This window comes from Leptothoe kymatousa TAU-MAC 1615 (assembly GCF_018739865.1).
GTDB lineage: Bacteria > Cyanobacteriota > Cyanobacteriia > Phormidesmidales > Phormidesmidaceae > Leptothoe > Leptothoe kymatousa.
In genome coordinates, this window is record NZ_JADOER010000005.1 from 88,158 (window position 1) to 99,819 (window position 11,662).

Here is an 11,662-nt window from a genome sequence, read left to right on the forward strand (position 1 = left end):
GTCTAAGACGCTAAACAATCTAATTACTCTTTCTCTTCGAAGAAACGAACTTCAGATTTCAATCGTTTAGACAGTTCTCTACAAAATCTCTCCCATGTCTAACAATCTTGTTTCGGTGGCCTATTTGGCTGCCATTGTTCTCTTTATTCTCAGCTTGGGCGGTCTCTCAAACCAGGAGAGTGCCAAGCGCGGCAATATCTACGGCATTGTGGGCATGGTTATTGCCCTGGTGGCCACCGCATTTAGTGCCCAGGTGAGTGCTTACGGTCTTTTGGTGCTGGCCATTGTGCCCGCTGTGGCCATTGGTGGCCTGGTGGCTTCTCGGGTGGAAATGACTGAAATGCCTGAGCTAGTTGCCATTCTCCACAGCTTTGTGGGTCTAGCCGCTGTGCTGGTGGGTTTAGCCAGCTATTTAGGCCCCGACCCCACTCTGGTGGGAGCCGAGGAAACCATCCACAAGCTCGAAATTTACATCGGTATATTCATTGGTGCTCTAACCTTTACCGGCTCTGTGGTGGCCTTTGGTAAGCTACGGGCAATTATTAGCAGCAAGCCCCTGATGTTGCCTGCTCGGCACCTGTTGAATATTGGCCTCCTAGTGGGCACCGTCATCCTGGGTGTTTTGTTTATGGGTGCAGAGGGCACCACAGGGTTTAACTATGTTTTAGGCATGGTGGCCCTTTCCTCTGTGCTAGGCATTCACCTGGTTGCCGCCATTGGTGGTGCCGATATGCCCGTAGTGATCTCCATGCTCAACAGCTACTCTGGCTGGGCAGCAGCGGCAGCGGGCTTTATGCTTTCCAATGACTTGCTGATTGTTGTCGGTGCATTGGTGGGTAGCAGCGGTGCCATCCTCAGCTTCATCATGTGCAAGGCGATGAACCGCTCTTTCTTTAGCGTGATTCTCGGCGGCTTTGGTCAGGGTTCTGGCAAAGGCGGCAGCGGCAAAGCTGTGGAAGGCACTGTAAGTGAGACCGATGTGAACGGCACCATCGAACTGTTGGCCGATGCCCAGAGTGTAATTATCACCCCTGGTTACGGCATGGCGGTAGCCCAGGCCCAGCATGCGGTATCTGAGATTACTCAGCTATTGACTAAGCGCGGTGTGAATGTGCGCTTTGGTATTCACCCTGTTGCCGGTCGTTTGCCTGGACACATGAATGTGTTGTTGGCGGAAGCGAATGTACCCTATGACATTGTGTTGGAGATGGATGAAATCAATGAGGATTTCCCTGAGACTGATGTTGTTTTGGTAATCGGCGCGAACGATACGGTAAACCCCAGTGCGATGGAAGATCCTGAAAGCCCCATCGCTGGCATGCCGGTGCTAGAAGTGTGGAATGCTCGCAACGTTATTGTGATGAAACGGGGTATGTCAGCTGGCTATGCTGGTGTGGCGAATCCATTGTTCTTTAAGGAGAATACTCAAATGTTGTTTGGTGATGCGAAAGCAAATACCAACGCAATTTTGGGTCGGTTGCAGGAGTCTGCAACAGAGAAGCCTAAGCTAGCAGCTGCTTAAAGCACTTTAGAGCTTAAATTATCCTGATTAGCTCCTATTCCAGGGAAACCTGGAGTAGGAGTTTTGCAATTCATGCACTCGGCAATTGCTAGTCAAGTAGCCCCCTATGAATACTATTATTCTTCAGTGTAATGAAAGAGATGAGCCTGATGTTAGAGAATGGATTAAAGAAGTACAAACCGAATTGAATGAGGGCCGCTCTTTATACTACTGTTCATGGAGTTGTGGCAAAGTACGTAAAGTTCAAGTAGGCGATCGTTTTTTTCTACAACGCACCGGGAACGGACCTCGTGGATATTTTGCTTCTGGTTATGTAATAGATGCGCTGCCAGAAGAACAACTCAAACTTCAAGACTCTAACTATTCAAAGTTAAGTGCAGCCTATCTCACAGCTTTTTATGGCGATTCATTTAAAATTTGCCTTGAGATTGATACGATTATTGACTTTGATCAACCACTTAAAATTGACTATCTACAATCACTTCCTGCCTTTTCAGGGTGTGAATTTAGGCGCTATGGCAGCGGCACAGCTTTTAATCCTAGTTACACTGAAGAACTTGAAAAAGAATGGGATAGTTACTCTGCAAACCTCGCACCTCAAAAACTAGCAACAAGGTTGATTGATAGCCTATGTAAAAAAGCTGCCACGGCACGCAGAGAAAAAGATTTTAATAAAGCGCAGCAGTTATATTTTGAAGCTATTCAAGTATCTGAAAGATCTTTGATGGCCTGGAGAGGTCTAGCTGAGACAGCTAGAGAACTGGATGAATGCGATATTGCTCTTGAAGCATATGGTCAAGCTATTAATCTTGCCACAGACAAACATATTTTGTATCTAAATCGGGGAAAAGTTTTTGCACAAATGCATCGCCTCAAAGAGGCTGAAAATGACTGGACTGAAGCAGTGCGTCTGCTGCCTAAATTAGCTATTGAAGTCGAGAAACTTAGACAAAGCTTCAAGCAAAATAACCCTGAGAAACAACATCAAGAGAAAAATGAATTAGGTGTAAATCCTCCAGAACCTATTAATAACAGCCCGCAAAAACTTACTCCTAATGAGGTGGAGGCTTATAACAGTTTAAAAAATCTTCCAGAGAGGTATAGAAAGGCCATCACTACAATCAGAATTGGACAAGAATCCTTTAGAAAAAATTTACTAGAGTTCTGGGAAACTTGTGCAGTCACAAAATGTAGCACCCATAAGTTACTTATAGCATCACACATTAAACCTTGGTCTAAATCGAACGACAAGGAAAAACTAGATAAGTTTAACGGCCTATTATTAGTCCCCTCGCTCGACAAAGCTTTTGATAAAGGCTACATATCTTTTGATAATACGGGGAAAATTATCATTTCTCCTTCTCTGAGTGATGAAGATGCCCAAACATTGGGAATTGACAAGAAATTACAGCTTCAAAAAATAGATGTTAGGCATCAGGATTACCTCGAATACCACCGCACTCACATCTTCAAATCAATAAAGAAGTGGTGAACTAGGCTCTTTTTCCCTAAGAAGAGGGCAAATATTTGATTAACGCCTTAACAGCTTCACCAGGCTGAATCTGAATAGATTGATCAACCGAGAGAAATTTGGTCCATTCAAACGGTTCAGCAAAGCGATGGTGATGGAGCTGATAAACAACGGTGTTTACAGCAGACTGCGAACCAATGATGAGAATTTTCACAGGCTCCCGGTCAGGCTTCGTAACCGAATATAGCTGAAGCAGTGGTTCTGGAGTAGTAGCGAGATTATCAGAGGCCACAAAACATTGAAATTGCATAACCAGTCGTCCTTTAGGGCTACAACACAAACAAAAATCAAGCGCATCCCATCAACAGCGCCAGCCCAAACGTCTACCATTTAGGCTACAGACTTTTTGAGGATAGCACATTCGTAGTCCATTAGGACTCATTTTGAAACGATTACCTAAGCCTCTGAGAAAATCGAGCCATGGGTAAAGCAGGCAAAGTTCTTAAAGAAGTCCTCGACGACTATGGCATCAGCCAAACACAGCTCGCTCAGGAGCTAAACATTGGTCGTTCGAATGTATATCGCTGGGTCAATGAAGTGCGGGATCCCAACAGTGAAACAGTCATTGAAATTATTCGTGTACTCAAAAAGCTTGACCAAGAAGCCGCCAAAACCTTTGTGGAAAAGTATGTGCTAAATGAGCTTTAGATATCGCATTGACTGACGAGGGAAGCCATTGATTACAATAATCAATAAGGAACCATAGGGCTCAAATTATGACAGTTGCCCAGCAACGACTCACCCTAGCCGATTACCTCGCCTACGAGGCCCCCACAGAAAAACGCTACGAACTGGTTAACGGAGAGTTAATCGAAATGCCCGCTGAAAGCGACCTCAATCAGCGCATCGCCATGTTTCTGCTAGCCTATTTCCTAAAGCAAGGCACGCCCCATTATTGCCTCAGAATCGGCCTAGAAATTGCAGTCAGCGGCACCCTGGCCACCGTCCGACTGCCCGACTTAGCCATTCTGTCAGAGGATGCGGCCCTCGCCCTCGAAGGAGCGAACCGCTCTATTATCACCTACGACATGCCCCCACCCCAGCTCGTGATCGAAGTCGTAAGCCCCGGCCAAGCAAATCGCGACTATCGCCACAAACGCTCTGAATACGCCGCACGAGGCATAAGTGAATATTGGATTATAGACCCCAGCGATAAGCAAGTAACCATTTTAGTTTGGACCGATGGCCTATACGAAGGCACCATATTTCGTGGAGAGCAACCACTAAAATCGACGCTATTGAGCGACATAAATTTAACTGCCGCTCAGGTCCTGGCAGGGTAACTAACAGCTCAGTTACTTTTGGGTAAGGTGGGGAATAAACGCCTCTTCCATATCGAGGCATTTCCACTCCACAATTCTCTTATCCGCCGCATTGTTGGCCCGTTCATATTTATCGGCCTGGGGTGGAAAAATTTGCCTGGTGGCAATGTAATACATAATTGCCAAAAATTCGCGCTTTAGTTGCATGCGCCACTGGGGAAAAGTTAGGCCTACCGGATGGCTAACGACTTCAAACCCTAAATTACGATAGAGCAACGTAGTACGCCCCACATGGAGGCCATCTGTGACCAACAAAACTTTTGGCTTATAGATGGCGGATTTTTCCACAGGCATATAACGTTTGGTATAAAACGCATTTTCCCAAGTCGTGGCCGCGCAGGCTTCACCGCTTACCTGGTCGGCTGGGACGCCCATTTCCGTCGCTAAATCCACCAGAACCGGAGCATCATTCGCACCGCTCATAAAAATATGAGGCGCCCGCCCCTGCTCCCATAGTTCTACTGCAGCTTTGGCACGCCGTTCGTTATAGCCAGCCCCACGACCAACAACAACAATGGCATCTACCGCTTCGCCATGATCTGGACGAGCGACAAGCAGGCGCAGGCCCCAGTTCACCCAAAAAGGGGATAGCCCCGCAACACATAGGAGCAGGATGAGTGACTTAATCGTCCGACGCACCGAGGGATAAAAAATACGTTGACACTGTTGACATTGATGGGGCGAAAAAAGTTTAGATTTAACCGCACACTTTTTAACTAAGCCATGGGGGCACTTAGGGCAATGCATAGGATTTTTAATAAAAAATAATTGAAAAAGACTCACATCCTGAGGTGTGAGGTTCTTTTAATGAATACGTATGGACACTAAATCAGTCAGGGGAAGACGCCGTTGTGATTGAGCCAAAAAGCTCTGCCAAGCTAGCTGATCAGGTTGATTGTTTGAATCAACAGCATCCTGAGGATAAACGGTGCCAAAAAGCATAGTCTGTAGTCAGTCGATGCAAAATTAGAGTGCCTGCTTTTCAGATTTGGATTGCACTCTGGCACCAACGCTTACAAGTTACACACAAAGCAGGGGTCTATTTTTTTTCTGTTTAAAGTAAGTCGCAACTGACGCCAGCACAGCGGATGCGGGACACGTCATGGGGCGGCACCATGGAGGGAATAACCGGCTAAGGCCGCCATGGGTGAATTCAATCTTTGGGAAAACGTCCCCGATTGGATTGAGTTGCCCTTCACCACAAGCAAATTAACGCCCGCTACCATGGGGCTGATCCTTTTTGCTCCCATGACTATGCTTGAGCAGTTCGCTAGTGATAATTATTCAGGTATCTGCCCTGAAGTAATGGCATATCTCGATCAGGCTAATAGTGGCTATGCCCGTGCCTATGGGGAAGATGAGTGGACCCAGCGCGCGACTGATAGTTTTCGAGATATTTTTGAAATCGACTGTGAGGTATTTTTTGTCTTTAATGGTACGGCAGCGAATTCACTAGCCTTGGGCACCCTTTGTCGCTCGTATCACAGCATTGTCTGCCACGAAGTTGCCCATGTAGAAACCGACGAATGTGGAGCCCCCGAACTGTTTACCCATGGTTCTAAGCTACTGCTGGGCAAAGGGGCTAATGGCAAGCTAACGCCTGAATCGATTATCGAAATTGTCACTAAGCGTAGCGATTTACACTACCCTAAGCCTAAAGCCATTAGCCTCACACAATCCACTGAGTTGGGTACGCTGTATTCCCCGGAAGAACTGAGGCGAATTCGCACCGTTGCCGATCGCTACCAGCTAAAGCTGCATATGGACGGGGCGCGTTTTTCTAATGCCGTCGCTGCCATGGATGTTTCCCCGGCGGAAATTACCTGGCACGCGGGCATCGATGTGCTGTGCTTTGGTGGGACTAAAATCGGTATGGCCCTGGGGGAAGCGATTTTATTTTTTGATAAGGGTCTGGCCGCAGACTTTGACTACCATTGCAAACAAGCGGGGCAGGTGGCCTCTAAGATGCGCTATCTGTCGGCCCAGTTTTTGGGCCTATTGGAAACGGGGATATGGCTAAAAAATGCAAAACATGCGAATGACTGTGCCGCGTATTTAGAAACACAGTTAGCCCAGCTCCCTGAAATCAACATTATGTTTCCGAGACAGGCCAATGCTGTCTTTGCAGAAATGCCGCCCCTGCTGATTGAGGCATTGCACAAGCAAGGGTGGCACTTTTATACGTTTATTGGTGTGGGTGGCGCTCGTTTGATGTGTTCGTGGAATACCACCTATGAACGGATGGATGAGTTTATTGCGGATGTGAAAAAGGCTCTGGTGGGTCTGGAAAGATGAAGTGCCCCTTGAGCGGAGTCGAAAGGAATGCTGGCTAGGTTTTAGCTAACTCCAGAGGAGACGCTTCGCGAACGACTGCGCTCAGCTAGCGAGGAATTTGGACGTTTCTCGCCGTACAATCAGCCCCTGTTAATGGCCTGATTGATTTGCAAAGTCTTGCGGGCCGGTGTAGCCTGATGCGGCTGCCAGGGACTGGAGGGACTGGACACCAGCGAAGGTTTGTCCGTTAATTTCCCAGGTGGGATAGCTTTGCACACCGGCTGTGCGACAAGCATTGGGGTTTGGATCTATGCCTTCTTCATCGCATTCTACGTAAGTCAGATACTGGAAGGCTTGCTTACCAAAGAGAGTTTGTTGGGCATGGCAATGGGGACACCACCAGGCACCGTATTTTTTGGCACCGATGGCAGTGAGGTGTTTAGCTAGGGAAATTTCGGCAGTGCCGGACTCTGTTTCCACCACGGGGGGAGGATTGCCGGCGGTAAATGTGTCAGGGTTTTGAGCGTAGGCATATAGACCTGAGGTGGCGATAATGGCGGCCAAGGCAACACCGATGCCGGGTAATAGCAGTTGGCCCAAACTCTCCCATTGGTTGCCCAACAGAGTCATGATCCATAGGCCGAGGGCCAGCCCTGCGGAGAGCAGGCAGGGAACGCAGGGTTCTTGTAATACGCCGAACATGACATATAGTAGATAGCCGCTAAAGATGGTCATGGCGGTACTACCGATGAACAGCCCCAGCCAGGTCGGTCCTTCGAGATTTTTGTTTTTGGTGACCACTGGGCCAATGGCTAAGCTACCCATGAGAAAATATGCGATCGCACCCAACAACGGCAACGAAAGCCCCCCTAGTTTTACATAGGCACTAGCCGCTAGGGCACTGTTGCCCTTGGCCATGCAGCCAATGGCCAACAACAAACCAGCAGCAGAAATGCCGGTGATAATGTAGCGAGCATTGCGATGAAGCCAAGTCGTGGGTTGTTTACGTTTACGTGGCATTGGTAGTTAGGATTTGTGAATGAACTAGATTAAAAACTTATGTGCCAATGGCTATGTGCCAATGGCATAGGCCAATGGCTATGTGCCACTTGCATAGGCCAATGGCTATGTGCCAATGGCATAGGCCAAACTTTGCAGTTCCGCCGTGGGCATCTCCGCCACCAGGGCATAGAGATAATTGTCATCGCGCCAGAGCACAATGCCGGTGCCGTCCGGCTGTTGCAGCGTCAGCTGGGCCGCCTGAAACTCAGGAAATTCTTCGTCTTTCACCACCAGCTGATAGGCAGACACGGTTTTGTCAGTTGCTAGCTGATAGGTGAGCCGTAGCCCCGCTGTTTCGCCCAACTGGCAATTGCTACCGCCCAACAACATGCCCTGCTTGGCAGGTAGTAGGGGCAATGCCGCCACGGTCGTGTTAAACCCGCTGAGCAACGAGGGAATATCCGTGGGCTGCTGCACAACAAAATCCACCGGTCCATCGGGATTGGAGAGGGAACGCTTATGGTCGTTTAGGAGCTGACTGAGACCAGACCAGGTTTGGCTAATGCCGTTGGCTGTTGCCAGCTCCGATGTGGGCGCTTGGGCAAAACGCACCTGAGTGCTGCGCCAGGTGACTAGGCCCATGGCCAGAGCGACCACCAGGGCGCCTAGAACCCACTTAGGCCGAGGCCGTTGTTGGAGCACAGGGTCAGTAGCGGGCAAGGGTGGATAGATTTCTGCTTGGGCCGCCGAGAGAATTTGCGATCGCAGCCCCATCGCCGGGGCTTCCTCTTCCAAGCCATAGGGCATCATGGCCAAGGCCTCCTGCAAAGCGGCAACCTCCGCTTGCAGCTCTGGCATCTGGGCTAACAACGCCGTAAACGATTCCGCTTCCGTTGACGTCAGATCCCCCAATACATAGCCCGCCGCCAATTCTTGAATTTCCTGAGGAGACATGGGTACCGTCATAATAAATCCTCCCGTAATACCTCCAACTGTTTACGTAACTGCACTAACCCACGGCGAGCCCAGCTTTTCACCGTGCCCAACGGCACCCCTAACCGTTCCGCAATATCCCGCTGGGAATGGCCCTCGTAGTAACTCAGCTCCAACACTTCCCGCTGCTGCGCCTTTAGCGTCGTCAGCGCCTGCCGCACCAGGGCCCGATGTTCTTGCTGCGTAATATGTTTCATGGGTGTGGTCTCATCAACCCCCAACTGTCGTTGATGCCATTGCTTCAAATATTTGTACTGGGTAGACTGGGCCCTCAGTCGATCAATGACCCGCGAACGCGTGAGTGTCGTCAAATAGCTAGCCAAAGAACCACGACTCGGGTTATAAGACCGCGTGCGCATCAAAATCAGAAAGATTTCCTGAGTCAGATCCTCCGCCTCGCTCACCCGTCGGAACCCTTTCATGGCAATGGCATAGACCAGACTGCCATAGCGATCGTAGAGGGTGCCTAGGGCAGACACATCCCCCTCCCACAGTCGAGCCACCACCGCGCCATCGGCCTCATGCTCCATCACAGTTGTTCTATCAAATACCTGAGTCACAACGTCATTAGCCAGGTTTCATTAGGGATACGTCCACCAAACAAAATCGGATGCATAATAAATGCCCAAATAATGTTGCAGCCCGACAACGCACAAAAAAGGGAGAACCGATGCCCTCCCATGTCACAACCCCATGAATAGGGGCTACAGATATACGGCTATGAAAAAAAATTGGATGCAAAAAAGGAGAGAACTCACATTCTCTCCCGACATACCTTCAAAATCATTACGGCTCAAACACCAAGGTCACCCGTTAAACAGCCTGTTTACGCTTACGATTAGCCGCAACCAAACCGCCCACAGCCAGTAAGCCCACCAGAGCCCCCGGTTCAGGCACATCTGCGGCATCATCCACCAGTTCCACGCGGAACCGAGCCACCTGATAGCCAGACCCTGTAAAATCAGCCCCCGTAAAGTTCAACGGCAAACCATTAAACGCGCTGGAATCCGTAGTACTCAAAATTCGGCCACCGGGGATGAATCCAGGGTGCAATGTAACTACGCCATTTTCATCGGTGCCCGTATTCGGCGCTGACTGCCCCAGAAAAGCAGTGCTAGACGCGAGTTCGTCATTCACCTCCGTACCACCATCATTTACCTCAGAGCCTAGAACCACAAAGTCGGCACCGAGGAAGTTACCAGCATCGTCAAAAATTTGGTGGGCCAAAGGATTGCCGTTGGCAATAAAGGCATCGTTGCTGGGCAAAACCATCGATGCATAACTAAAGTAACGGTTACTAGCGTCTACATCCAATAGAAAACTAGTCGACTCACCAATTTCTAGCGGTGGTGGACCATCGCTCAGCAACGTCGCCTGAACACCACCAGGATTGCTGGCGGCAAAGGCATCTGTCAGGGGCGCATTATTCCCATCTTCCACCAGCGCTTCCACCCCTGGAAAACCATCTAAGGATTCACCCAGGTCATACAAATCAAAGGACCCATCATGAAAACCGACCCAGGCTGGGGTCAGCAAACTCCCATTTGTGGGAGCCAGATTATCGATAGTCACCCGCAACGTAGCAGCAGACGCCGCCGTTGCCATGGTCGTCACAGATCCCAACGCCATCACAGCAGCCAAAGCCACGCGGCGAGAACCAACAGCACACTTATTCATAATTAGAGCGATAACACTTCAATAGAAATACAAAAAACCTGTCTCCAGGGATATGCAAGGTTTTGGCCATAGACCAAAACACGCCATGGCTGGCTTGATACCACCAGCTGAAAACTGCCTAATCGCCTAAATTTGACCAGAAAATCACACCGGGGCACAGCCACGCACAAACGTCATATCTCCTATGGAAAGGTTGTCCCCTCTGAATAAAAATTGTTGATGAAAGGAGTAATTATGCGCTGAGGTAACTTTGAGAAATACCTGAGAACTTTGTAACGGAAATAAAAACTGGATGAGAACCGTCTGAGGAGCGTTAAGCAGCCCCCACATGTTCGTAGGTTTTTACGTCGACCAGCAGGCTTCTAGGAGAAGTCGTGGTAAGGTTTTGGCAACTTTATGGGTTTGGGATTCTAATTCTCAGAATTCATCTGACAGACATCCACGATATTCATCGCAGAAAATCGGACTATGGCGAACACTTCTACCCCAACCCTGACATTGCTCAGCCAGCATGGCAGCTTTGGGGGCACCGTTAATATTTACAGCCATGCTTCTCAACAGTGCCAGTGCACCATGAAATTTGCGGTATATATCCCGCCACAGGCCAAATTACACCCCGTACCCATCCTTTATTTTCTATCGGGGCTCACCTGCACTGAGCAAAATTTCATCACCAAAGCCGGGGCCCAACGCTACGCCGCGGACCATGGGTTAATGCTGGTTGCACCCGACACGAGTCCACGGGGTGAAGGCGTCCCAGACGAGGAAGGGTGGGACTTTGGCAGTGGAGCAGGCTTCTATGTGGATGCAACGGCTGCCCCCTGGGCCAGCCACTATCGGATGTATAGCTATGTCACCGAAGAGCTACCCAGCCTAATTCACGAAAATTTTGAGGTGAACCCCCAACGCCAGGGAATTTTTGGCCATTCCATGGGGGGCCATGGGGCTTTGGTCTGTGGCCTGCGCAATCCCGATAAATACCAATCGATTTCAGCGTTTGCCCCCATTGCTAACCCGATGCAATGTAGCTGGGGACAAAAGGCACTGGGTAAATATGTAGGCCCAGACCCATCGGCATGGCCAGCCTATGATGCCAGTGCACTGGTGGCTGACTATGGCTCAACCGATCGACACATTCTGATTGATCAAGGGTTAGACGACTCATTTTTAGAGCAACAGCAGCTAAAGCCGGAGGCATTTCAAGCGGCCTGTGAAGCGGCGGGGCAACCATTGACCCTGAGAATGCAAGCGGGCTATGACCATGGTTACTACTTCATTGCCACGTTTATGGAAGACCACATTAAACATCATGGCCAGGTCCTCTGTGGGTAGCCATTGCTG

The 11,662-nt window shown here is 49.4% G+C and carries 13 protein-coding genes; 6 read left to right on the top strand and 7 right to left on the bottom strand.

From position 1 onward, the window contains the following. Nucleotides 1-94 precede the first annotated feature (94 nt). Complete coding sequence (gene pntB, locus IXB28_RS07820; RefSeq protein WP_215618014.1) at nt 95-1,522, top strand: Re/Si-specific NAD(P)(+) transhydrogenase subunit beta; 1,428 nt, start codon at nt 95-97, stop codon at nt 1,520-1,522. 106 nt (nt 1,523-1,628) lie between these two features. Then, nucleotides 1,629-3,014 carry an HNH endonuclease gene (locus tag IXB28_RS07825; protein WP_215618015.1) on the top strand — a complete coding sequence of 462 codons (1,386 nt, stop codon included), beginning with the start codon at nt 1,629-1,631 and terminating at the stop codon, nt 3,012-3,014. Nucleotides 3,015-3,030: 16 nt separating this feature from the next. On the opposite strand, the gene IXB28_RS07830 is transcribed toward IXB28_RS07825, so the two are convergent. Continuing rightward, nucleotides 3,031-3,303, bottom strand: a complete 273-nt coding sequence (locus IXB28_RS07830; RefSeq protein ID WP_215618016.1) for a hypothetical protein — start codon at nt 3,301-3,303, stop codon at nt 3,031-3,033. A gap of 170 nt (nt 3,304-3,473) precedes the next feature. Here IXB28_RS07830 and IXB28_RS07835 point away from each other — a divergent pair, with 170 nt between their 5' ends. Further along, complete coding sequence (locus tag IXB28_RS07835; RefSeq protein ID WP_215618017.1) at nt 3,474-3,701, top strand: helix-turn-helix domain-containing protein; 228 nt, start codon at nt 3,474-3,476, stop codon at nt 3,699-3,701. A gap of 68 nt (nt 3,702-3,769) precedes the next feature. Beyond that, nucleotides 3,770-4,336, top strand: coding sequence for a Uma2 family endonuclease (locus IXB28_RS07840; protein ID WP_215618018.1), 567 nt, complete (start codon nt 3,770-3,772; stop codon nt 4,334-4,336). Between the two features lie 12 nt (nt 4,337-4,348). Here IXB28_RS07840 and IXB28_RS07845 read toward each other — a convergent pair whose 3' ends face one another. Beyond that, nucleotides 4,349-5,014: a YdcF family protein gene (locus IXB28_RS07845; protein WP_326520978.1), complete on the bottom strand. Its 666-nt coding sequence runs from the start codon at nt 5,012-5,014 to the stop codon at nt 4,349-4,351. 461 nt (nt 5,015-5,475) lie between these two features. Beyond that, nucleotides 5,476-5,601 carry a hypothetical protein gene (locus tag IXB28_RS16765; protein WP_274609679.1) on the bottom strand — a complete coding sequence of 42 codons (126 nt, stop codon included), beginning with the start codon at nt 5,599-5,601 and terminating at the stop codon, nt 5,476-5,478. Between the two features lie 28 nt (nt 5,602-5,629). Between IXB28_RS16765 and IXB28_RS07850 the strand changes: the two genes are divergently transcribed. Next, nucleotides 5,630-6,670, top strand: a complete 1,041-nt coding sequence (locus IXB28_RS07850) for a threonine aldolase family protein (protein ID WP_215618107.1) — start codon at nt 5,630-5,632, stop codon at nt 6,668-6,670. A 129-nt stretch (nt 6,671-6,799) separates the two neighbouring features. Here IXB28_RS07850 and IXB28_RS07855 read toward each other — a convergent pair whose 3' ends face one another. The 4 genes from IXB28_RS07855 to IXB28_RS07870 form a co-directional block, all read right to left on the bottom strand. Further along, a complete protein-coding gene (locus tag IXB28_RS07855) occupies nt 6,800-7,669 on the bottom strand; it encodes a vitamin K epoxide reductase family protein (protein WP_215618020.1) in 870 nt (289 codons plus the stop codon). Nucleotides 7,670-7,774: 105 nt separating this feature from the next. Beyond that, on the bottom strand, nt 7,775-8,617 hold the full coding sequence (locus tag IXB28_RS07860; protein ID WP_215618021.1) for an anti-sigma factor: 843 nt from the start codon (nt 8,615-8,617) through the stop codon (nt 7,775-7,777). Then, the gene (locus tag IXB28_RS07865) at nt 8,614-9,204 is read right to left on the bottom strand and encodes a sigma-70 family RNA polymerase sigma factor (RefSeq protein ID WP_326520979.1); all 591 of its coding nucleotides are present in this window, start codon (nt 9,202-9,204) and stop codon (nt 8,614-8,616) included. The genes IXB28_RS07860 and IXB28_RS07865 overlap by 4 nt, the downstream gene beginning before the upstream one ends. A gap of 253 nt (nt 9,205-9,457) precedes the next feature. Continuing rightward, nucleotides 9,458-10,321 carry a spondin domain-containing protein gene (locus tag IXB28_RS07870; RefSeq protein WP_215618022.1) on the bottom strand — a complete coding sequence of 288 codons (864 nt, stop codon included), beginning with the start codon at nt 10,319-10,321 and terminating at the stop codon, nt 9,458-9,460. A 468-nt stretch (nt 10,322-10,789) separates the two neighbouring features. On the opposite strand from IXB28_RS07870, the gene fghA reads away from it, so the two are divergent. Continuing rightward, the gene (fghA, locus tag IXB28_RS07875) at nt 10,790-11,653 is read left to right on the top strand and encodes an S-formylglutathione hydrolase (protein WP_215618023.1); all 864 of its coding nucleotides are present in this window, start codon (nt 10,790-10,792) and stop codon (nt 11,651-11,653) included. The last annotated feature ends 9 nt before the right edge of the window (nt 11,654-11,662 follow it).